The following is a 22011-nucleotide window of genomic DNA, read 5'->3' as shown; positions in this document are numbered from 1 at the left end:
CTAAATCGCTCGCTTAACAATTAGCATGCGTTGCACCACAGTGAACAAGCCAAGAATTGCTAACAACCACATTCCACCCGCAAGAACGTAAGGAACTCCTAAGCCATCAAAGCCGATTGCAGCAAGAGAGATGATTAGCCGCTCTGTTCGTTCGGCAATTCCACCAGAGCAAGCGATCCCAAAACTTTCAGCTTTTGCTCTGATGTACGGGACCAGCAATCCAGTAACCAGAGTCGCAAGTGCTACATAAGCAAGCTGATCATTTTCATTAATTAGATAAATCGTTACACCGATTAAGATTGAAGAATCAGTAATTCGATCAATCGTGGAGTCTAAGAACCCTCCCCAACGACTTGAACCCTTACTTGATAAACGGGCCATCGTTCCATCAAAAAGATCGCTTAAAGCCAAAACACAAATGGCTAGGGTTCCAACAAAAAACTCGCCACGAGGATAGAAGTACAGCGAACAGATCACGACCCCAGTCGCACCAATCCAGGTGACAGCATTCGGAGTAAGTCCTCGGCGCAACGCAAAAGCTGCCACTGGGGTAATTACCCGGGTGACCGCTGGCTTCAAACGTGCACTTAACATCAAGGTCCATCGTAGGCTGACCCAGTGCAAACACAAATCACCAAGGGCGTATTTCATGTCTATGGTCATGCCAGCGCTGAGCCTGAGCAGGTTGCACAAGCCTTCGGTGCAACCGTGGCACAACAAGTTCACAGTGATAGCGATCTTGCAATCTTTGCCATCAACCCCTCTGCTGGTGTGGATCAACCGACAATCGAGCAATGGGCCGAACTTGATGAATTTCAGATTCCGCGACTAGTTGTTGTTACACATCTAGAAAAACAAGAGGCCGACTTTGATGATGCGGTCATGATCGCAAATCGCGTTTTTTCTCCAATGGCTACGCCGTATTTGGTTTTGCATGATGAAGAAGGATTGCCAATTGCACTGATATCACTGAGTGACTTAAATATTATTGACTACTCAACTCGTCCTTCCACGGTGCGAATGAGCGATCCAGAACACCAAACTCTGGTGCAAGAGTTCCGAGATGAATACATGGAGTTAGTTCAATCAACTGGTGATCAAGCTTTTGCGGCAGGTTTGCTTTTTCCCGCAATCCCTCTATGGATTGAAAAAGGAATTGGCGTTGACATCGTTAATCAATACATCAACCAATTAAATCTTTAATCACCAAGCCGCTGATAACTCGTCTCGAGTTAGGTGCAACAATTGAGGCAGCACCTTAGTTTTACCAATAATCGGCATAAAATTTGCATCCCCACTCCAACGAGGAACAACATGCTGATGAATATGCGCAGCTACACCTGCACCTGAAATCGCCCCTTGGTTCATTCCTAAGTTGAATCCTTCTGGACCAGAAACCTTACGAATTGTCTGCATGGCATGGGCCGTCAGCGCCGAAATCTCATTGCGCTCTTCTTCACTTAAATCTGTCAGATCTGCAACGTGACGATAAGCGCAAACCAGTAGGTGCCCAGGGTTGTACGGATAAAGATTCATTACAACGTAGGCATTAACGCCTCGGTGAACTATCAAACCCTCTTCGTCACTCATTTCAGGAATAGCGCAGAATGGGCATGCAACATCATTGCCCACTAACGGTCTGTTCTCGCCACGTAAGTATTCAAGTCGGTGCGGAGCCCATAACCGTTGCCAGTTATCAGGCATTCCAACACCATTTATCTCATGACTCATTGACTACACCTGAGTTCGTTCGGAAACAACCTTTTTGATCTCAGCAATCGCATCAGCTATCGGAATGCCATTTTTTTGTTCGCCATTGCGGTAGCGGAAAGAAACCGCACCCGCCTGCTGATCCTCTTCACCGGCAATGACCATAAAAGGAATCTTTTGCAACTGTGCATTTCGAACCTTCTTCTGCATGCGGTCATCTGAGGCATCTAGTTCAGCTCGAATGCCTGCTTTACGCATGGTCTTTATGACTTCGCCCAAGTAATCAGAGAAAGAATCAGCAACTGGAATTCCTATTGCTTGAACCGGCGCTAACCATGGTGGGAATGCTCCGCTGTAATGCTCGGTCAATACTCCGAAGAAGCGCTCGATGGAACCAAACAAAGCTCGGTGAATCATCACCGGTCGTTGACGAGTTCCATCGGATGCTGAATATTCAAGTTCAAAACGTTGAGGCAATTGGAAATCAACTTGAATCGTAGACATCTGCCAGGTGCGACCAATTGCATCCTTTGCCTGAACCGAAATCTTTGGTCCGTAGAAAGCTGCTCCGCCTTCATCCAAAACTAGTTCAAGATTTTGCGCGGTTGCTGCTTTACGAAGCGCATCAGTTGCTTCGGCCCAATCTGCATCTTCTCCAACAAACTTTTCTTCATTTTTTGTCGATAACTCAAGATAGAACTCATTGAGTCCATAGTCACGCAATAAGTTCAAGACAAATGTCAGAAGTGAATCGAGTTCTCCCACCATTTGTTCTTTGGTGCAATAGATATGCGCATCATCTTGAGTGAATCCACGAGCACGAGTAATACCGTGAAGGACGCCTGACTTTTCATAGCGATAGACAGTTCCAAATTCGAAGAGGCGCAAAGGAAGTTCACGGTATGAACGTCCACGAGACTTATAAATCAAATTGTGGAATGGACAGTTCATTGGCTTCATGTAGTACTGCTGGCCAGCTTTTTTGACTGTCCCATCAGCATTGAGTTCTTCATCCAGGATCATTGGTGGATACATTCCATCGGCATACCACTGCAAGTGACCTGAAGTTTCAAAAAGTGCAGCTTTTGTTAAGTGCGGTGAATAAACGAACTCGTAATTCTCTTCTTCATGACGGATGCGTGAGTAATCCTCCATTGCGCGGCGAACGATTCCGCCCTTGGGATGAAAGACCGCTAACCCTGAACCGATTTCTTCAGGAAAAGAGAACAAATCTAATTCAGTTCCCAAACGGCGGTGATCACGCTTTTCTGCTTCGGCCAACAGTTCCAGGTATGCATTGAGTTCGTCTTGAGATGGCCAAGCAGTTCCATACACTCTCTGCAACATCGGATTCTTTTCAGATCCGCGCCAATACGCCGCAGCTGTTCGCATTAATTTGAAGGCAGGAATGTGTTTAGTTGATGGTAAATGTGGACCACGACATAAATCACTCCACACCGGATTGCCGTCACGGCCTAGATTGTCATAAATAGTTAGTTCAGCGCCGCCAACTTCAACCGATGCTTCTTCGCCTGCTGGCCCCTTAATCCCGATCAGTTCGCACTTGTACGGTTCGTGCGCTAATTCCTTAAGTGCCTCGGCTTCGGTGGTTACGCGTCGACGAAATCTTTGACCTTCTTTAACGATCTTGCGCATAGCACTTTCAATTTTTACCAAATCATCCGGATTAAAGGTGCTAACTGGATCGAAATCATAATAAAAGCCATCTTTGATTGGAGGTCCGATTCCAAGTCGAGTGTTTGCGTATACCTCTTGTACTGCTTGGGCCATCACGTGCGCAGTTGAGTGGCGCAACACAGCCAAACCATCTGGCGATGAAATCAATACTGATTCGACAACATCACCTTCGGCAAGTTCGGTCCACAAATCCTTGAGCGCCCCATTTACTCGACACACAACTACTTCTTTGGTGTCGGCAAAAATGTGCGTTGGACGTTGATCTGCCTCAACTTTTTGGGCAGCGCCATCAACTGTGATCGAAATCTGGGCCATGTCGCTAGCCTACCGAAGTCCTTAGCGCCATCGCTTCAATTTCCGACTTGAATTCCAAAGATTGCTCAATATCTCTTCCATCTATCGAAGCAACCGGTTGAGCTATACGCAAACTACTCAATAAAAATGCGGATTGAACCCGCGGAATTTCCGAACTACCAACGCTTCTGACCAAGACCCCGCAGTATTCAATGACCAAAGCGCGCATGACACCAGGCAAAACACCATCGCTAATGGGCGGGGTTACCCATTTATCATCGATGCGCAAAAGAAGATTTGTGACTGCTCCTTCGCTCACCTTGCCATTTTCATTACAAACAATTGCTTCGTCTGCCCCCAAATTCTTAATCGATTCAAGAATCGCTAAACGATGCTCATACGGAAAGCTCTTCACTGCTTGTCCCTGAATCGCGATCTTTTTGTCAAAAGTTATTAATTTCGCTGCATGGGTTAGGGGTACATGGGCAAGATGTACCGCGCTCCAATTTCCATTGCCGCCAAAGGAAAGCCTTAACAAACCACTTTCATGTTTCTCGATCTGACACAGTTGTTCTACGGCGCTTCGAATCAAATCTTCAGATGGAATTCGAAAACCAAACTGCTGGGCTCCCGAAACTGCCCTGCGCATATGTCTGGAAAAAGCCCATGGCTTGTTATCGACAGTCTTGATGGTTTCAAAAACTCCAGTTCCACTCATCCAGCCTTTGCCATCGCAATCACTGTCTTGAACAGGGACAAGTTCGCCATTTTGAATCACCTTCATGAAATTTTCCCCGCAGCTATTTTGATTAAACGAGAAGCTTTCAGTTCAGTTTCTTCCCATTCGGCTAAGGAATCACTGGCGAAAGTTATTCCAGCACCAGTTCCAAAGTTGATTTTTTCATCTTTCCAGAAAATACGAATAGCCACCGATAACGCAGCTTTGTCGCCTTCCACCCATCCCAGTATCCCGCAGTAAGGACCTCGTGGTTTCTCATGCTCTGCAATAACTGACAGAGATGATGACTTAGGTGCACCGCTTACCGAACCAGGAGGTGAGATCGCCGCAAAAATTTCTTTCCAACCGATTCCCTGAATCAAATCTCCTTCAACATCAGAAACTAAATGTTGCAAGCCAGGATGATCTTGACTGTAAAGAAGTTGCGTGACTTCTACGGTTCCACTTTGGCAAATCATTCCCAGATCGTTGCGCATCAAATCTACAATCATGATGTTCTCAGAGCGGTCTTTACTGCCAAACTCAGCTGAACCCAACAGCTGAGTACCTTTTATGGGCGAAGTTTTTACTCTAGGACCTGATCTTTCAAGAAACAATTCCGGTGAAGCTGAGGCAATGTTTAACTGTGGAATTTCCAGATAGCTTGCCCACGGGGCAGGATTGTTTTTCAAGATTCCGCTGAATAGCCCTCGTAAATTCACATTGAAATCATCAGCAGCCAAGTGCCTACATGCGTTGACTTGATACACCCAGCCTTGGGCAATCAGTTCACGAATTCGTTCTACGTAACTTATGTACCCATTTTTATTTGGAACGCTGTGCCACGACGAGTTAATGGGAATCCAAGGGGCGTCTGGAAAATCCGAATCAACCACTGTTGCAAACTTTGCCGCAGTAAAGGCTCCCTCGAAGGTTGTAGAGACCGCCCAGAAATCTCCGTCATTTAAACACGATGGGTCATGCGAGATCTCAATCAGATCAGTCGCTAATCGTCGGCCCATCCAAAACATGGGTTGATCCTTCTGGTTTGCCACGGGACAACGCTAACCAATCCCCCTCACTTTGGCGCTTACGGCTCTCCTGCGCTAGATTTGCTCTCCTCGCGGACGTAGCGCAGTTGGTAGCGCGGAACCTTGCCAAGGTTCAGGTCGCCGGTTCGAACCCGGTCGTCCGCTCTGATACTCGCCGTTTAGATTGAACTCTCTTCGAAGAATTAAATCTAGCGGCGATATTTATATGGTCGGGTGGCCGAGAGGCGAGGCAAGGGACTGCAAATCCCTCTACACGGGTTCAAATCCCGTCCCGACCTCCATTATTAGTGAAAGACTCATCGTCTACACATAACGGAGGATGTTGGCAATGTCAGCAGATGAATCAGTACGCCCGTGGGGACGTTACGAAGTTCTGCAGGAAAGTGCGCAACACAAAGTTAAGTGCATTTATGTAACGCCAGGTTTTCGTCTTTCATATCAGCGTCATGAAAAAAGAGCTGAACATTGGTTCATTGTTTCTGGTGTTGCAACGGTTGTGCTCGATGGAAATACCTTTACACGATCAGCCGGAGAAACCGTTGATATTGAAATCGGGCAACCACACCGAATCGGTAACGCTGGAACCGATGAGCTAATTTTCATTGAAGTTCAAACAGGAACCTACTTTGGCGAAGATGACATTGAGCGTATTGAGGATGACTTTTCGCGCCAATAGGCTCATGTATAGTTCTTCCATCTAAGGATCGTTGGCTCAGCGGTAGAGCACCACATTGACATTGTGGGGGTCACTGGTTCGATCCCAGTACGGTCCACTTAGTGCAAAATCCTTGATTGGGTACTTCATTACCAATCAGTACCAAAAGCTTTTCGCTACAGTTTGCAGGTGGCTAGTTCAGACAATACATTCAATTCGCAAGAATTCTCACAATTCCTAGCATCTCGTCGAAGTACCCGTGACTTTTTATCTACGCCTGTCTCACCAGAAGTTATTGAACAAATTCTGACTGACAGTCTTACCGCGCCCAGCTGGTCCAATACCCGGCCCTTCAAAGTCGCTGTGGCTAGCGGGGATGTTCGCGATCGAATTAGTGCGGAATTTCTTTCACGTTGGGGCGTACTTTCCAAAATTATGCGAAAGGGCATTTTAAATAAGTTGCGAATTATCTACTCGCGATACGGGCTGCCGACAAGTAATCGATTTATAGTAAAGCCTTACCCTGCCGAGCTAAAGCCACGTGCTGAACGAGTCGGCCGAGAAATGTATGAAACATTAGGGGTTACTCGCGGAGATCGAACAGCTCGGGATCAACAGTGGGCTAAGAATTATTCTTTCTTCGGAGCACCAGTAGAACTTTTCATCTACGTTCATAATTCTCTGCACATATATGCAGCATCTGATGCTGGATTGATGATGCAGAACATATCGTTGTCGGCACATGCTCAAGGTCTAGGAACATGTGCTCAGGGCGCAGTTGCAATTTGGGATGATGTTGTTCGAAGAGAGTTTGATGTACCCAAGAGCTACCGGTTGCTCTGTGGAGTTGCTTTGGGTTACCCAAGTGATTCTGCAGTAAATGATTTCAAAGCCAATCGATTATCAGTTGATGAAATCACGCTAAAACCACGGAATCCTTGATTGTGTCTTCGCTCTTACACAACTTGCCTTCATTTGTTTTAGCTACGGCCTTATTGGTAATGATTCCTGGCCAAGGCGTTGCAATGGTTTTGCGCCAATCCATAATCGGTGGACCAAAAGCAGCGTTTCTTTCATCCCTAGGAAACTGTTTAGGAATCCTAATCTGGAGCGTGTCTAGCGCAATCGGACTTTCTGCGATCTTCACTCGTTCAGATGCCGCGTATTCAATTCTCAAATGGTCAGGAGTCATTTTTTTGACCTTTATTTCTGCCCAAACTTTTCTGTCACTTCGACAAGAGTTTGGAAGGTTTGATTTAGAAAGTACCGAAACAACATCAGCTTGGGCATCCTTTAGATTGGGCTTAATCACCAATCTCACCAATGCAAAAGCAGCCGTTTATGCAGTTGCATTTATTCCAGCATTTATTCCAAAGGAAACTTCTCTTGGTTTGGGAATCATTGTTTTGGGCGCAACGTGGGCAATAATCTCAATAACCTGGAATATTGGCTTGATTTGGACGGTCGAAAAATCATCGTCCTACATTCAAAAGCCAGCCGTTCGAAGAGCGTTGACAGCAATTTCTGCAATCGGAATTTTGGGTATTGCAGTCAGTCTGGCGCTTTCGTAAAGCTATTTGGCGTGTGCTTCGATAAAGGTCAACGAGTTCTGAAAAATTAACTCTTGATCGTAATCCATTGTCGCTACGTGATAACTGTTCACCAATTCAATTCGAGTCTTGTTAGTTGTTCCAAGCTCGCTCAGAATGATTTCGGTATTTGTAACTGGCAGGGTGTGATCATCAACGGAATGAAATAACTGAACTGGGACAGTGATTGCGCCCAAATTGCGTCGCGTAATGCGCAGCATCTTTAGAAGTTGATGGATACCCCGTGTAGGTAATGCGTCATATCCCCATTCAGTGATCCCAGGACGTTTGATGTCATCGCCTACGCTGGTGCGCATCTTTTGAAATCTTGATAGAAAAAAGGCTAGTTCTACCGGTACACCCTTAATGTGGATCATTGGATTAACCAAGATCAATCCGGCTACATCATTGTTGATGGAAGCCGCCACATTGAGGACTGTTCCCCCGCCCATAGAAAGTCCTACAAGAAAAACAACATCACAACTTTTGCGAAGTTCGCTTAATTCATATTGAACTTTGGCTGGCCATTCTTGCCACTTAACTTTATTTAAATCTTCAGGGGTGGTTCCATGTCCTGGCAAAAGCGGGACGCGCACTGTGTAGCCCTTGGAATGAAGAAACTCTCCCCAGGGGCGCATTGATGCAGGCGATCCGGTAAAACCGTGGACCAATAAAACACCAACGCGAGCATTTTTACCGGAACCTAACGCGGCCCAATCCTGCATCCAACCTTCTGGCGCTCCAAGAACTGACATAGTTCAAGGGTACGTCTTATTCAATGTCAGTTCAATGACATACGATTGAACACATGCCAAAGATTGAGGAAAGATCTCTCGCAGAAACAATCTTTGCGGTGCTCGATCTTGAAACATCTGGTGGCTCTCCTCGATTAGGTGCCGGAATAACCGAAATCGGTGTAGTAAAAGTACAAGGTGGAGAAGTCTTAGGAACCTTTCAAAGCTTTGTAGATCCGGGTCACTCGCTTCCAGTTTTCATAACGCAGTTAACGGGAATTTCAGATGACATGCTGGTGTCAGCTCCATTTATCGATGAGATTCTTCCGACGCTATTTGAATTTTTAGGTAGTGCCGAAGAAACCGTAGTGGTTGCCCATAACTCACCTTTTGATTTAAGTTTCTTAAAAGCTGCCTCGCTTGCTCATGAAATTGGCTGGCCAGATTATTTAACTGTCGACACCGCCCGACTAGCCAGAGCCGTTCTAGACCGAGACGAAGTGATGAACTGCAAACTTTCCACCTTGTCTGAGTTCTTTGGCGCTACAACTTCGCCTAACCATCGAGCTCTAGATGATGCGTTAGCAACGGTCGATGTCCTTCATGGATTGATAGAGCGATTAGCTGGTTTTGATGTTCACAATTTTGAACAGATGCGAAACTTTCCGTCAAAAAGGAAAAGGACTAAGCGCCCAATTTCTGAGTAAGTAAAGACCACTGCGTAACAAGTTCTTGCGCAGCACCTGAATCAATCGCGACTATTGCTGCTTCAACTCCTGATGTAATTCGCTCATGTAATGAAAGTTCAGTGCGACCTTCATATGCAGCGATTGCTGCTGCCGCATTAAGAACACAGGCATCGCGATGTGCACCCTTGTCCCCCGCAAAAATTGCTCTGGTAATTCGTGCGTTTTCAGCTCCATCTCCTCCTACCAAAACCGAAACCGGCGCAACTGATATCCCGAAGTCACTCGGTGCAATTAAACCGCTGGTGATCTCATCTGTGCCGATACTCAAAACCGAAGTCGAGGTGGCAAGAGTTATCTCATCGAGTCCATCATCTCCGCGAAATACGAAACCATCCACACCTCGCGAACCTAGTACCTGTGCCATAACCAAGTGCATTCGGTCATTGGCAACACCTATAGCCGCTGACTTTGGCTTGGCAGGGTTGGCTAAAGGTCCCAAAATGTTAAACACCGTTGGGACGCCAAGTTCTTTTCTGGCACTTGCCGCATGTTTCATTGCTGGATGGAAAACTGGAGCAAAGCAAAAACCAATCCCCAAAGTCGCAAAGCTTTCTTCAACTGCACTGCCGTTGAGATTGATATTGATGCCTAAATTTTCCAGTAAATCCGCTGATCCGGACTTTGAAGAAGCGGCACGATTGCCGTGCTTGATTACTTTTGCTCCCGCAGCTGCTGCGATGATCGCCGATGTCGTTGAAATATTTATCGTATGTGCGCCATCGCCGCCAGTTCCAACAGTGTCGACCGCACGTTCTGTAATCGAAATGGGCGCACAATGTTCGTACATTTGAGCAACTAGAGCACCGACCTCTTCTGGGCTCTCCCCTTTGTTTTTGAGGGAGATAAGAAATCTTTTGATGGTCGCATTGTCGGCATCACCATTGAGGATTTCATTCATGCACCACTGAACTCGTTCAACTTCTAGATCTAAACCTGAATCGACAATCGCTATGTTTTCATCCCACAGCAATTGGCTCATGAGAAAAGTTAAGCAGAAACGACTGCGGTGCCGCGCAGCAATTCCGCCACGGTCTTAGCAAGAGTAAAGGGATCGATTGGGTGAACCACGGATGCCTCTGCAAGCGACCAAGCAGCTAGCCATTTATCTTCTTTGCGGCCAGTGATCACAACTATCGGTGGGCAGTTAAATACTTCATCCTTTAATTGACGAGCCATGCCCATTCCACCTTCTTGGGCTGCTTCTCCATCCAAGATGAAAAGGTCGGCGCGAAAACTACCGGCAAGATTCTTGGTGTCCACGTAAGCGCGAAGGGCTGCCCCTGTCGCAAACTCATGTATTTCATGTTCTGGTAAATCTTTTGCGACGCGAGCACCTAGAGCCGAAGCGATCTGGGAACGAACTGAAGAGTCATCTGAATAGACGATGATCTGTTTTTTGCTCTCGGTCATGTGCTTATTCTAATGAAAAATCGCGCTGCTTCCTCCCACTGCCGGTTCTCAGGAGCACGGTTTTTGAGGTGATCCGTTTCACCTCTTTGGGGGCAAAAACAAGGGCTTCTGGACGCTCCCCAGGCAGACGCCGAGCATGTTTTCGGGAATAATCACCTCCATGACTAGCGCTGTGTCACACCACAAAATCTCTCGCCCTAATGCAGTGGCGGTAGGAACGATTGTCTGGCTTTCCAGTGAGTTAATGTTTTTTGCCGCGCTCTTTGCAATGTACTTCACAATCAGAGCGGTTCAGGGTCCAGCTATTTGGGCCGAATCAACTGAACTTCTGAGCATTCCATTTGCAGCATTTAACACAACAATCCTGGTTCTCTCATCAGTGACTTGTCAGTTCGGTGTCTTTGCCGCTGAACGTTTTCAAAATCATCGCACGGGAAAGCTCTACCAGATAAATAAATGGGGAATGCGTGAATGGTTCGCTACAACTTTCTTGATGGGATCTTTCTTCATTGCAGGCCAAGTATATGAGTATGCATTATTGGTTTCAGAAGGTTTAGCGCTTTCAACTAATGCATACAGCTCTGTCTTCTACATAACAACAGGATTCCACGGACTACATGTGACCGGTGGATTGATCGCTTTCCTCATCGTGATGATCCGAGTTTCAAAAGCTCGTCGATTTACACATCAACAGGCAACAACTGCGATTGTTGTTTCGTATTACTGGCACTTTGTAGACGTCGTTTGGATCGCACTTTTTGCTGCGATTTACCTGATTAAGTAGTAAGGAATATAAGTGAAGCGTTTATCTCGCTACCGTCGCCACAAGGCGGTTGGTCCCTCATTGTTGATCTTTGCACTGCTTGCAATAGGAACAACATTTAGCGTTGCAAGTGCGACTACTACTGCGCAGACGACTAAAGCTGACCGTTCAGCGTTAATTGAAGAAGGCCGTCAAATCTTTTTAAAGGGCTGCTCTTCCTGTCACGGACTTAACTCAGAAGGTGGCGTGATTGCTCCATCGTTAGTTGGCGTTGGCGCTGCATCTGTGGATTTCCAAGTAGGAACTGGTCGTATGCCAATGGCAGATATGAGCCAGCAAGCAATGCGTAAAGAACCTTTGTATACCCCTGAAGAAACAGCTGCTCTGGCTGCTTATGTTGCATCCCTTGCCCCTGGTCCTGAAATTCCAACAGAGGCTCAGTTAAATTACGAACGTGATGGAAGCACAGCAGAAGGCGGGGAACTATTTCGTACTAACTGCGCAATGTGCCACAACTTTGCTGGCCAAGGCGGAGCGTTAACGCAGGGAAAGTACGCACCAACTTTGATGGGTGTAGAAACAAAGCACATCTATGAAGCAATGGTTACCGGCCCACAAGCAATGCCAGTGTTTAGCGATAAAACAATTACACCTGAAGAAAAATTATCAATTATCAAGTGGATTAAGTCCGCAGAGGCTGAACCAAATCTAGGTGGCGCATCTCTGGGTCGAGTTGGGCCAGTAACTGAAGGTTTGCTTGTCTGGACTTTTGGTCTTGGAATCCTTATCGGTGTAGCTGTCTGGCTAGCCATGAAAGCGAAGTAAAAATGTCCAATGAAATTGAAGCTATAAAAGATCCAGGACTTCCAGCACACGTTCACCGCAAAGCCGATCATGATCCGATCGCCGCACGTCGCGCCGAGCGACAAGTTGCTGCAATGTTTGGAATTTCCGCCCTGGGAACGTTGCTATTCATCGGCTCTTTCTTTATTCCGCAGGATGTTTTCATTTTTCTTCCAGTTATGGGAAATCAAAATGCTCATCAACTGGGTATCGGAGTGGGGCTCGCTGTTTCCCTATTTTTCATAGGTTTAGGCGCGATCCATTGGGCAAAAACACTTATGCCCGATCAAGAAGTTGTCATGCAACGTCATGAATTCAAATCCCCGGATCAAGATCGCAAAGAGTTTGTACAAACAGTAAAAGATGGTGCGCAAGCAGCTGGTCTTGGCCGTCGTTCATTAATCAAGCGAACACTTGGCGCAGCGGTTGGACTATCAGCGCTTTCACCATTGTTGCTTCTAAGGGATCTAGGTCCTCTTCCAGGCAATGATTTAAAGGAAACTTCTTGGAAAAAGGGAACCTACCTTGTAACAGATCCGGGTGATCGCAGAATTCGTGCCTCAGATCTTGAAGTAGGCGCTGTTGCGCAAGTTCTGCCAGAAACTGATGATCCCGAGCACAGAAAACTTAATGACATTGCCAAGGATGCAGTCTTGCTGATTCGTTTACGCCCAGAAGAGTTCAACTTAGATGCAGAGCGCCTGAGCTGGACGCACGAAGGAATCATCGCTTTCTCAAAGATCTGTTCGCACATGGGTTGTGCTGTTGCTCTGTATGAGCAGACCACTAAGCATCTTTTGTGCCCATGCCACCAATCCACATTTGATGTAACCCGCGCCGCTAAGGTCATTTTTGGACCTGCGGCCAGACCACTTCCGCAGTTAAATGTGACAGTGGACGCTGAAGGATTCCTTGTAGCCCGTGAACCATTTAATGAACCTGTCGGACCTAGCTTTTGGGGAAGGATCTCTTCATGACAACTGAAGCGCGTTTAGGACAAGTTGCCAACTATGTAGATGAGCGCACTGGTGCTGCTGCATGGATGAAGAAAAATCTTCAAAAGGTATTCCCTGATCACTGGTCTTTCCTGTTGGGTGAAATCGTTCTTTATTCTTTCGTCATTCTTTTGTTGTCGGGAACATATCTAACTTTTTGGTTTGATCCTTCTGCCCGTGAAGTGGTTTATGAAGGAAGTTATGAACCGCTAGAAGGTGTGCAGATGTCTGCGGCCTATGCCTCCACTCTTCACATCTCATTTGAAGTGCGTGGCGGTTTATTGATGCGCCAGATTCACCACTGGTCGGCATTGATTTTTATGGCCGCCATGGTTGCCCACCTTTTCCGTATCTTCTTCACTGGAGCTTTCCGTAAGCCACGCGAAGCTAACTGGATTATTGGTGTCGGTCTTCTAACTTTAGGAATCGTCGAAGGCTTCCTTGGTTACTCACTTCCAGATGATCTTTTATCTGGCACTGGTATCCGAATTGCTGAAGCAATTATTCAAGCGATACCGGTTGTTGGTTCGTATCTGTCTTATTTTGCATTTGGCGGAGCCTTCCCTGGTGAAGCTTTCATTCCACGAATTTACATAGTTCACGTGCTGCTCTTACCGGGAATTTTCTTGGCGTTAATTACCGTCCACTTAATGATGGTTTGGTACCAGAAGCACACTCAGTACCCAGGTCCAGGGCGCACTGAAAAGAACGTTGTTGGTTACCCACTCATGCCGGTGTACATGGCAAAAGCTGGTGGCTTCTTCTTTATCGTCTTTGGAGTTACGGCGTTCTTAGGCGCCGTTGCATCGATTAATCCGATTTGGTTATACGGTCCTTACACGCCAGGCCAAGTGACTGCAGGGTCGCAACCTGACTGGTACATGGGCTGGCTTGACGGTCTAGTACGTATGGCACCACCGCTTGAAACATATCTCTTCGGTTACACCGTTTCTTGGAACATTCTGATTCCTGGATTAATTGTTCCTGGCATTCTCTTTACGGGTATGGCTTTGTATCCATTTATTGAAAGTTGGATTACCGGTGATAAGCGTGAGCATCACTTGCTAGATCGCCCACGCAATGCACCAAACAGAACCGCACTTGGTGCAATGTCAATCACCTTCATGGTTGTCGCCTTGATCAATGGTGGTAACGATTTGATCGCGACACAGTTTGATTTATCCATTAATCAAATCATGTGGGGAACTCGAATAGGTATCTTTGTCCTCCCTCCCCTGGCATTCGTAATCACCAAGCGCCTGTGTCTATCGCTACAACGTGCCGATCGTGAGTTGGTATTACATGGCCGTGAAACTGGTCGTTTATTGCGCTTGCCAAGTGGTGAGTTCGTTGAAGTGCACGAACCAATCTCACCTGAAAAGGCTTGGCTACTAACATCACATGAGCAAGCTCCAGCCCTTGAACTTCCTGCCGCAGATGCACGCGGTGTTAAGCGATCAGGCGCGATCAGAAATAAGATTCGCTCTCGAATGAGTGTTGCGCACTCTGAATCAGTTCCTAAGGCAACTGTGAACGATCTAAAGGAGATCGACAGTCACTAATTGGTAGTGACTTGAACTAACCTCGCATTACAAGCCAAACACCCAAGGCGGTAATTCCGATACCTAGGAAGCCTTGGGTGTTTACTTTTTCTCCAAAAAGAAAGAATGCTTCGAGTGCTGTTGCTGGAGGTACAAGATAAAAAAGTGAGGACACTTTGGCAGCACTGCCGGAATTAAGAAGCCACAGAAGCAACAAAATAGCTCCAACCGATATGCCCAGTAGCAGCCAAACAAAGGCAGCAGTAAATCGAAGGTTCCAATTTATAGATGTTTCTTGGGTTGCAATTGCGATTACGCCAAGAACGCATCCGCTAAACAAATATTGATAAGCAGTACCGCTAAGCAACGGAATATCAGCGCCAATTTTCTTTTGCAGCAAGGTGGCTGTTGTGCTTCCTATCAATGCAACAAATATTGCAAGCATTGCCGGCATCGGGATCTGGGCATCAAAAGATGGCCCAAGAACCAAGATGACTCCTAAAAGCCCCACAAATAGACCAATTACTTGGCGTGGACGAAGCTTCTCACCCAGAACTTTTACGGCCAAAACCGATACAAGAACAGGTTGCAAACTGGTGACTACGGCAGCAACGCCTGCAGGCAAGCCTTGTGCAATGGAATAAAAAACTCCACCGAGATAAAAAGCATGTAAGAAAAATCCAATTAGACCAGAGCGAGTTACCGCTGAACGCCCAATTCGAATCGGCATTCTCATCACTTTAGCTAATGCGAATAAAAGCATCGCAGCAATTAGAACGCGTACAGCTAAGAAAACAAAGGGGTCTGCGTACGGCAATCCATACTTAGCACCTACGAACCCAGTGCTCCATAAAAGAACGAAGAGAGCTGGCGCAAATCTTTCTAAGATCAACCTTCGCAGATCGCCTTCAGGGCAACCAAAGACTTAGCCATCCACTTTGGATTGTGCGACATTGCGCCGGTGCGCTTCAACCACCATTTGGGAAACGCTGCGATTTTACTGGCATCAAATGATTCGGTCACGATTGTTTGATTAGGAGTGACGGCCTGAAGCTCGTAACACCAGGTCCACTTCATTAAATGGCACCAGGTAATTTTCTTATTCTCTTCAAATTCCACAACGGTATTCTTGATTCGATATGGCACCTTAATCTTCATTGCCATGCCAAAGGTTGCACCTAAATACAGACGCTCAGGTCCAGAAATTGCATCCTTTACCGATCCAGATCCATCAAAACGTTGATGTGCAGCCGGTGCAGCCAATAAGTCAAAGATTACCGATGCTGGTGCATCTATTGTTATTCGCGCCGCAGCTGTATTTGGAAAATCGACCGGCAGTATCTCAGCGCGAACAGAACTCATTAGTGGGCAGAAGCAATCTCTGGTTTTTCATACTCGGTAACCATTCCAATAATTGAAATGACTAGCGCACCTAAACCAATAAGTGAAAGCCACCAACCGATGATCAGACCAAGAGCGAACACGCAAGCACTTACCGCAACCGGCAATGGCCACCATGAATGCGGGCTATAGAAACCAAGTTCACCAGCACCATCTGCGATTTCGGCCGTCAAGTTATCTTCCGGAAGCGTTACACCGATGCGCTTTTGTGTAAACCACACATAGAAGCCAACCATTCCAGCCAAGCATGCTGAAAGCAGCATTCCGGCTATACCAACTTCTTCGCCACCGATTTGCCAGTAGATCACTGTCATAATCACATAGAAGACACTTAAGCCGCCAAATAACTTCCACGATGCCTTCATGACTTAGCTGTGCCCTTCAGTCTTGATGTGCGGATGGTGCAGATCAAATGCTGGACGCTCCGATGAGATGCGAGGCATCGATAAGAAGTTGTGACGAGGTGGAGGACATGATGTTGCCCATTCAAGTGATGACCCGTAACCCCAAGGATCATCGACTTCGACCATTGGCGCTTTGCGAGTGATCCAGATGTTAATTGCAAAAGGAATCATTGAAAGTGCGAGCAAGAATGAACCAACTGTCGAAACGGTGTTCATGAAAGTGAAACCATCTGTTGGCAAGTAATCGGCATAACGACGTGGGAAGCCCTTAATTCCAAGCCAGTGCTGAATCAAGAAGGTTAAGTGGAAGCCGAAGAAGAGTGTCCAGAAGTGGATCTTTCCAAGGGTTTCATTGAGCATGCGACCGGTGAACTTAGGCCACCAGAAGTAGAAACCTCCGAACATCGCAAATACCACTGTTCCAAAAAGAACATAGTGGAAGTGCGCAACCACGAAGTAGCTTGCAGAGACAGCGAAATCTAGCGGAGGTGAGGCCAAGATGATTCCGGTGATTCCACCGAATAGGAATGTCACTAAGAATCCCATAACCCACAACATAGGTGTTTCGAAAGTAACGTGACCGCGCCACATTGTTCCGATCCAGTTGAAGAATTTCACACCTGTAGGAACACCAATCAAAAATGTCATGAAGGAGAAGAAGGGCAAGAGAACCTGGCCACTTGCGAACATGTGGTGCGCCCAAACAGAAACTGAAAGTGCTGCAATCGCAATCGTTGCGGCAATCAGACCAAGATAACCAAAAATTGGCTTTCGGCTAAACACTGGCAGAATTTCTGTAACTATTCCAAAGAATGGAAGCGCCAAAATATAAACTTCGGGGTGCCCAAAGAACCAGAACAAGTGCTGGAATAACATCACTCCACCATTTGCCGGATCAAAAAGATGCGTTCCATATAGTCGGTCCGATTCAAGACCCAATAGCGCGGCGGCTAATGGTGGGAACGCTAGTAGTACCAAAATTGAAGTCAGCAATACGTTCCAGGAAAAGATTGACATGCGGAACATCGTCATACCAGGTGCACGCATTGTGAAAATTGTTGTAATGAAGTTAACGCCACCAAGAATTGTTCCGACACCACTAATGGCTAAACCAATCAGCCAAAGATCGGATCCGATACCTGGTGAGTATTGCGAATTAGAAAGTGGCGCATAGACAGTCCAGCCAAATGATGCAGCTCCACCTGGTGAGAGGAATCCACCAAATGCCATCAATGAACCAAAGAGATACAACCAATACGACAACATATTAAGTCGTGGGAAAGCCACATCTGCAGCGCCGATTTGCAGCGGCATAATCACATTGGCAAAGCCCACAAAAAGAGGTGTTGCAAACATCAGCAACATGATTGTTCCGTGCATTGTGAAAATCTGGTTGTACTGCTCATTACTCAGGAATTGCATTCCTGGTCGAGCTAATTCTGCACGCAAGGCAAGAGCTAGAACTCCACCGATGAGGAACCAAGCAAATGATGTGAGCAGATACAAATAACCAATGGTCTTGTGATCAGTTGACGTAATCCACTTTACGAATGCCTTTCCTTTGGGAGTTGGCATCGGACGACCCTCGGTCATCGTTGGTCTTTCAGCATAAGTTGTCATGCTTGGCCTCCCTTAAGGGTTTCAAGAAACGCATCAAATTCAGCTGGCGTTACTACTTTGACGTTAAACAACATCTGAGAGTGATTACGTCCGCACAAAATATTGCAACGTCCCGGGAATTCACCCAATTTGTTTGCCGTAAATTCCAGACTATTGGTCAATCCAGGAAGATTTTGCATCTGAATCATGAAAGCCGGAATCCAGAAACCGTGAACAACATCGTTAGCTGTAAGCGTGTAGCGAACACGCTCTCCCAGCGGAACAACTAAGGTTGGAGTTTGTTCTGGCGTACCCGTAATCAGGGCCTTAGGGCCTGCATCTGGATATCCGAATTGCCATGACCACTGGAAACCTTCGACAGTAATTTCATGTGCGTAGGTATCTGTCTTTTCAGTAATGATTGTTTGCTTCTGTGCGGTGTAGTAGAAAAGAACCGCAACAATGATGAATGGAATTATTGTGTAAGCAACTTCAACTGGCACGTTGTACTGAGTTTGCTTTGGAAATGATGGGTCATCTTTTTTGCCACGATGAAAAATTGCTGGCCACAAAATTAGAACTAAGGTAATAACACCAACAACTCCACCAGCGATCCAAGCACCTTGCCAGAGCGATAACGATTGGTCATTGACGCTGGTAACGCCTTCTTCAAAACCTAAGCCAGAAACTTGGGAGCAACCCGTCAAAAACATAACTGGGGCTAGAAGGAGTAGAGCTTTGCTGGGGCTCAAAACTGTGCGTCGGGACATGGAGTAAGGATAGTTTGAAAACCCCCCAAGCGTGACACGAGCCTATTCTCGGCGAGGGGTGGCACTGCTCACATTACTTAAGATGTACTGCGATCTCATCGGCAGCGGACTGCCCATAGGCCTGGGCAAAACGTCCTACAAATTGCGCGCTGGTGAATCGGTATTCCTGAGTTCCAAGAGTTTCTATTACATAGGTTGCGATAAGTGCACCTAATTGAGCACACCGTTCATGGGAAACCCCCCAAGCCAAACCTGCAATAAAGCCCGATCGAAATGAGTCTCCGACGCCGGTTGGGTCGGTTTTGGAGTTTTCTTTAGGGCAGCTGACTTGAACAAACTCCCCTGCCGCACTTTCTACTTTGGCACCCTTAGAACCAAGAGTCACAACTCGGTATTTCACGCGTTCTAAGATTTCTCTATCGCTCCACCCAGTCTTTTGCATAGCTAAGGCGAGTTCATATTCATTGAGAAACAGGTAAGAAGCACCTTCAATCAAAAGTTTGATTTCATCACCTGACATACGCGCCATCTGTTGCGAAGGGTCGGCGGCAAAGGCGATACCTAGTTGGCGGCACACATCAGAATGGCGCAGCATTGCTTCTGGATCATCAGGTGAAATAACCATCATGTCTAAACGACCAGTTTTTTCCATGATGGGACTTAATTCAATGTTGCGGGCCTCTGACATTGCGCCTGGAAAAAATGACGCTATCTGGTTGAGATCTTGATCTGTCGTTACAACAAAGTGAGCGGTGTGAAGCGTTGTCGACACCAATGCATGTGATGTATCAACGCCGTGACGAGATAGCCAGGCTTCATAATCAGCCCAGTCTTTGCCGACTGCGGCAATCAAAATTGGATTAAGGCCAAGCACGCCCATTCCATAGGCGATGTTTGCAGCACATCCTCCGCGACGAACATCCAAGCTATCTACCAGAAAACTTAAGGACACTTTCTCGAGCGATCCAGCAACCAAAGAATCGGTGAACTTTCCGGAGAAAGTCATTAAGTGGTCAAGACCTACCGAACCCGCTACACCGATTTTCATGTAGGGATCCTAGTGTGTTGCAGGCAGGTGGTTAGTTAAATGAATCGCCGCAGGCACAAGAACCTGCTGCGTTTGGATTATCAATTGTGAAGCCTTGCTTTTCAATTGTGTCAACGAAATCGATAGTTGCACCAGACAGGTATGGGTCAGACATCTTGTCTGTGATCACCTTTACTGCACCGAATTCACGAATGATGTCGCCATCCATATTGCGGTCATCAAAGTACAGCTGGTACTTGAGGCCTGAGCAACCTCCAGGTTGAACAGCAACACGAAGGTTCAGATCATCGCGACCCTCTTGCGCAAGCAGGGCAGATACCTTTGATGCGGCGACATCTGTTAAAAGAATTCCTGTTGTTGTTGCTTCTGTTGTCATTATTGCTCCCCTTAATTGACTACCCCGTAATCCTACTCCCTGCGCAGGCCCGCTGCGAGTCGAGGCTTTAAGAGTCGGGCTCTATAGTTGCGCCTATGACAACTAATGACGGTAAAGGGACAACAAGCGAGGGAAAGGGTCGTCCGACCCCCAAACGAAAAGAAGCAGAATCAAAGCGCAAAGTTTCTACGTTAGCTCCCGTCGTAACTAAGGATCAAAAGCGCGCATCAAAGGCACTAGCCCGACAGAGTCGTGTCGCACAACGCGCAGCCTATTTGCGTGGCGATGAGTCAGCGCTGCCTGCTCGCGATCGCGGACCTGCCCGACGCTATGTTCGCAACTTCGTTGATTCACGCCGATCAACTGGTGAATACTTCTTGCCGATCATCTTTATCGTTTTAGTTCTCACGCTTTTTCCAATTCCTGCGGTGCAAATTGGCGCAGTTGCATTGATGTACGCGGTTCTGGTTCTTGCAGTTATTGATGGATTCTTTCTATCACGCAAGATCCGTAAAGCGATGGCAATTAAGTTTCCAGGAACATCTACAAAGGGTCTAGGAATGTATGCCTGGTTGCGTTCAACTCAAATGCGCAGACTTCGTGCACCGCACCCTCAGGTAAAGGTCGGCGACTCGATCGATTAAAGAAGCGTTAAGCCCGTGGGTTAGGGCTTACGTTCTTTGCAGCATCGCGCTCAGGAAGATTTCCAAGAGCTTTATCGATAGCTTTCATTACATCGGCATCTAGCTTTACACCAGCGGCCTTAACATTTTCTTTAACCTGCTTAGGCTTTGTCGCACCCATGATTGCACAAGAGACATTTGGGTTTTGCAGTACCCAAGCAATTGCCAGTTGCGACATTGTTAATCCGGCTTGATCTGCAATTGGTTTCAGGTTTTGAACTGCTTCTAATACCTCTTCGCGCAACCAGCCCTTAATCATGTTTGCGCCACTTGCCTTGTCGGTGGCTCGTGAACCAGCAGGTGCCTTCTTGCCTGGCAAGTACTTTCCAGTCAGAACACCTTGGGCCATTGGAGACCAGACAATCTGTCCGATTCCTTCCTTTTGGGAAAGCGGAACAACTTCAGCTTCAATAACCCGCCACAAAGCTGAGTACTGGGGTTGGCTCGACACGAAGCGGTTGTAACCACGGGCGTCCTGAATTGCTAACGCTGATTTAATCTGCGAAGCATCCCATTCCGAAAAACCAATGTAATGAACTTTGCCCGCACGAACAAGGTCATCAAAGGCGCTTAGTGATTCTTCCAGCGGCGTCTCGTAATCAAAACGATGCATCTGATACAAATCGATGTGATCGGTTTGCAAACGCTTTAGCGATGCGTTGCATGATTCGATGATGTGCTTTCTAGACAACCCTCGATCATTCTTGCCGGAACCCGTTGGCCAGTACACCTTTGTGAAAAGCTCGTATGACTCGCGCTTAACACCCTTGAGTGCTTTACCTAAAACAACTTCGGCCTTAGTGCCGGCATAGACATCTGCGGTGTCGTAGGTAGTAATTCCTTCATCAAGTGCGGCTCTTACACACTTGATAGCTGCTTCTGATTCGATTTGGTTTCCGTGCGTAATCCAGTTTCCATAAGCGATTTCAGAAACGTACATTCCGGTACTGCCAAGGCGTCTGTATTCCATCCCAAAAGC

The 22011-nt window shown here is 46.8% G+C and carries 26 protein-coding genes and 3 tRNA genes; 13 read left to right on the top strand and 16 right to left on the bottom strand.

Going from position 1 to position 22011, the window contains the following annotated elements; translation table 11 throughout:
- A complete protein-coding gene (gene pgsA / locus AC9UC2_RS03450) occupies nt 1–594 on the bottom strand; it encodes a phosphatidylinositol phosphate synthase (RefSeq protein WP_509525272.1) in 594 nt (197 codons plus the stop codon).
- Nucleotides 595–618: 24 nt separating this feature from the next.
- Here pgsA and AC9UC2_RS03445 point away from each other — a divergent pair, with 24 nt between their 5' ends.
- Nucleotides 619–1203, top strand: a complete 585-nt coding sequence (locus tag AC9UC2_RS03445) for a hypothetical protein (protein ID WP_509525270.1) — start codon at nt 619–621, stop codon at nt 1201–1203.
- On the opposite strand, the gene AC9UC2_RS03440 is transcribed toward AC9UC2_RS03445, so the two are convergent.
- From AC9UC2_RS03440 to AC9UC2_RS03425, 4 genes are read right to left on the bottom strand one after another with little or no spacing between them, the layout of a single operon-like run.
- Nucleotides 1204–1731, bottom strand: a complete 528-nt coding sequence (locus AC9UC2_RS03440) for an HIT family protein (protein ID WP_509525269.1) — start codon at nt 1729–1731, stop codon at nt 1204–1206. It abuts the gene before it with no gap.
- A gap of 3 nt (nt 1732–1734) precedes the next feature.
- The gene (gene thrS / locus AC9UC2_RS03435) at nt 1735–3723 is read right to left on the bottom strand and encodes a threonine--tRNA ligase (protein ID WP_509525268.1); all 1989 of its coding nucleotides are present in this window, start codon (nt 3721–3723) and stop codon (nt 1735–1737) included.
- A gap of 4 nt (nt 3724–3727) precedes the next feature.
- Entirely contained in the window at nt 3728–4486 is a 759-nt protein-coding gene (locus tag AC9UC2_RS03430; protein WP_509525267.1) for an aminotransferase class IV, read from the bottom strand.
- A complete protein-coding gene (locus AC9UC2_RS03425) occupies nt 4483–5475 on the bottom strand; it encodes a chorismate-binding protein (protein WP_509525266.1) in 993 nt (330 codons plus the stop codon). The genes AC9UC2_RS03430 and AC9UC2_RS03425 overlap by 4 nt, the downstream gene beginning before the upstream one ends.
- 68 nt (nt 5476–5543) lie before the next feature.
- On the opposite strand from AC9UC2_RS03425, the gene AC9UC2_RS03420 reads away from it, so the two are divergent.
- The 6 genes from AC9UC2_RS03420 to AC9UC2_RS03395 all read left to right on the top strand — a co-directional run bounded on the left by AC9UC2_RS03420 (nt 5544) and on the right by AC9UC2_RS03395 (nt 7698).
- Nucleotides 5544–5616, top strand: a tRNA-Gly gene (locus AC9UC2_RS03420).
- Nucleotides 5617–5679: 63 nt separating this feature from the next.
- A tRNA-Cys gene (locus AC9UC2_RS03415) sits at nt 5680–5753 on the top strand.
- 47 nt (nt 5754–5800) lie between these two features.
- On the top strand, nt 5801–6148 hold the full coding sequence (locus AC9UC2_RS03410) for a phosphomannose isomerase type II C-terminal cupin domain (protein ID WP_509525264.1): 348 nt from the start codon (nt 5801–5803) through the stop codon (nt 6146–6148).
- Between the two features lie 25 nt (nt 6149–6173).
- Nucleotides 6174–6245 (top strand) — tRNA-Val (locus AC9UC2_RS03405).
- 71 nt (nt 6246–6316) lie between these two features.
- Nucleotides 6317–7069: a nitroreductase gene (locus tag AC9UC2_RS03400; RefSeq protein ID WP_509525263.1), complete on the top strand. Its 753-nt coding sequence runs from the start codon at nt 6317–6319 to the stop codon at nt 7067–7069.
- A 2-nt stretch (nt 7070–7071) separates the two neighbouring features.
- Complete coding sequence (locus AC9UC2_RS03395) at nt 7072–7698, top strand: LysE family translocator (protein WP_509525261.1); 627 nt, start codon at nt 7072–7074, stop codon at nt 7696–7698.
- Between the two features lie 2 nt (nt 7699–7700).
- Here AC9UC2_RS03395 and AC9UC2_RS03390 read toward each other — a convergent pair whose 3' ends face one another.
- Complete coding sequence (locus tag AC9UC2_RS03390) at nt 7701–8471, bottom strand: alpha/beta hydrolase (RefSeq protein ID WP_509525259.1); 771 nt, start codon at nt 8469–8471, stop codon at nt 7701–7703.
- A 53-nt stretch (nt 8472–8524) separates the two neighbouring features.
- Between AC9UC2_RS03390 and AC9UC2_RS03385 the strand changes: the two genes are divergently transcribed.
- Nucleotides 8525–9157: an exonuclease domain-containing protein gene (locus tag AC9UC2_RS03385; protein WP_509525258.1), complete on the top strand. Its 633-nt coding sequence runs from the start codon at nt 8525–8527 to the stop codon at nt 9155–9157.
- On the opposite strand, the gene trpD is transcribed toward AC9UC2_RS03385, so the two are convergent.
- Both trpD and AC9UC2_RS03375 read right to left on the bottom strand, forming a co-directional pair.
- On the bottom strand, nt 9135–10178 hold the full coding sequence (trpD, locus tag AC9UC2_RS03380) for an anthranilate phosphoribosyltransferase (RefSeq protein ID WP_509525256.1): 1044 nt from the start codon (nt 10176–10178) through the stop codon (nt 9135–9137). The genes AC9UC2_RS03385 and trpD overlap by 23 nt on opposite strands.
- 8 nt (nt 10179–10186) lie before the next feature.
- Nucleotides 10187–10609 carry a hypothetical protein gene (locus tag AC9UC2_RS03375; protein WP_509525254.1) on the bottom strand — a complete coding sequence of 141 codons (423 nt, stop codon included), beginning with the start codon at nt 10607–10609 and terminating at the stop codon, nt 10187–10189.
- Between the two features lie 160 nt (nt 10610–10769).
- On the opposite strand from AC9UC2_RS03375, the gene ctaE reads away from it, so the two are divergent.
- The 4 genes from ctaE to qcrB are packed head-to-tail and all read left to right on the top strand — an operon-like array spanning nt 10770 to nt 14772.
- Entirely contained in the window at nt 10770–11393 is a 624-nt protein-coding gene (gene ctaE, locus AC9UC2_RS03370; RefSeq protein WP_509525253.1) for an aa3-type cytochrome oxidase subunit III, read from the top strand.
- A gap of 12 nt (nt 11394–11405) precedes the next feature.
- The gene (gene qcrC, locus AC9UC2_RS03365; RefSeq protein WP_509525252.1) at nt 11406–12197 is read left to right on the top strand and encodes a cytochrome bc1 complex diheme cytochrome c subunit; all 792 of its coding nucleotides are present in this window, start codon (nt 11406–11408) and stop codon (nt 12195–12197) included.
- Between the two features lie 2 nt (nt 12198–12199).
- Nucleotides 12200–13192, top strand: a complete 993-nt coding sequence (gene qcrA / locus AC9UC2_RS03360; protein ID WP_509525251.1) for a cytochrome bc1 complex Rieske iron-sulfur subunit — start codon at nt 12200–12202, stop codon at nt 13190–13192.
- Entirely contained in the window at nt 13189–14772 is a 1584-nt protein-coding gene (qcrB, locus tag AC9UC2_RS03355) for a cytochrome bc1 complex cytochrome b subunit (protein ID WP_509525249.1), read from the top strand. The genes qcrA and qcrB overlap by 4 nt, the downstream gene beginning before the upstream one ends.
- A 16-nt stretch (nt 14773–14788) precedes the next feature.
- Here the strand turns inward: qcrB and AC9UC2_RS03350 are convergent, their stop codons facing one another.
- From AC9UC2_RS03350 to AC9UC2_RS03320, 7 genes are all read right to left on the bottom strand, one after another.
- Nucleotides 14789–15643 carry a DMT family transporter gene (locus AC9UC2_RS03350; RefSeq protein WP_509525247.1) on the bottom strand — a complete coding sequence of 285 codons (855 nt, stop codon included), beginning with the start codon at nt 15641–15643 and terminating at the stop codon, nt 14789–14791.
- On the bottom strand, nt 15640–16113 hold the full coding sequence (locus AC9UC2_RS03345; protein WP_509525245.1) for an SRPBCC family protein: 474 nt from the start codon (nt 16111–16113) through the stop codon (nt 15640–15642). Before AC9UC2_RS03345 ends, AC9UC2_RS03350 begins: the two co-directional genes overlap by 4 nt.
- The gene (locus tag AC9UC2_RS03340) at nt 16113–16517 is read right to left on the bottom strand and encodes a cytochrome c oxidase subunit 4 (RefSeq protein WP_509525243.1); all 405 of its coding nucleotides are present in this window, start codon (nt 16515–16517) and stop codon (nt 16113–16115) included. Before AC9UC2_RS03340 ends, AC9UC2_RS03345 begins: the two co-directional genes overlap by 1 nt.
- A 3-nt stretch (nt 16518–16520) precedes the next feature.
- A complete protein-coding gene (gene ctaD / locus AC9UC2_RS03335) occupies nt 16521–18176 on the bottom strand; it encodes an aa3-type cytochrome oxidase subunit I (RefSeq protein ID WP_509525241.1) in 1656 nt (551 codons plus the stop codon).
- Nucleotides 18173–18925: an aa3-type cytochrome oxidase subunit II gene (ctaC, locus tag AC9UC2_RS03330; protein ID WP_509525240.1), complete on the bottom strand. Its 753-nt coding sequence runs from the start codon at nt 18923–18925 to the stop codon at nt 18173–18175. The genes ctaD and ctaC overlap by 4 nt, the downstream gene beginning before the upstream one ends.
- Before the next feature lie 73 nt (nt 18926–18998).
- The gene (locus AC9UC2_RS03325; RefSeq protein WP_509525238.1) at nt 18999–19973 is read right to left on the bottom strand and encodes a carbohydrate kinase family protein; all 975 of its coding nucleotides are present in this window, start codon (nt 19971–19973) and stop codon (nt 18999–19001) included.
- 31 nt (nt 19974–20004) lie between these two features.
- The gene (locus AC9UC2_RS03320) at nt 20005–20349 is read right to left on the bottom strand and encodes a HesB/IscA family protein (protein ID WP_509525236.1); all 345 of its coding nucleotides are present in this window, start codon (nt 20347–20349) and stop codon (nt 20005–20007) included.
- Nucleotides 20350–20444: 95 nt separating this feature from the next.
- On the opposite strand from AC9UC2_RS03320, the gene AC9UC2_RS03315 reads away from it, so the two are divergent.
- Nucleotides 20445–20993 (top strand): DUF3043 domain-containing protein, encoded by a 549-nt coding sequence (locus tag AC9UC2_RS03315; RefSeq protein ID WP_509525234.1) that lies wholly within the window; start codon nt 20445–20447, stop codon nt 20991–20993.
- 7 nt (nt 20994–21000) lie between these two features.
- Here AC9UC2_RS03315 and AC9UC2_RS03310 read toward each other — a convergent pair whose 3' ends face one another.
- Nucleotides 21001–22002 carry an aldo/keto reductase family protein gene (locus tag AC9UC2_RS03310; protein ID WP_509525233.1) on the bottom strand — a complete coding sequence of 334 codons (1002 nt, stop codon included), beginning with the start codon at nt 22000–22002 and terminating at the stop codon, nt 21001–21003.
- Nucleotides 22003–22011: the final 9 nt, after the last annotated feature.

Origin of the sequence: Candidatus Planktophila sp. (assembly GCF_036734405.1) — a bacterium.
Classification (GTDB): Bacteria; Actinomycetota; Actinomycetes; order Nanopelagicales; family Nanopelagicaceae; genus Planktophila.
The sequence above is the reverse complement of the archived record's forward strand: the minus strand, read 5'-3'. Positions and strand labels throughout refer to the sequence as shown.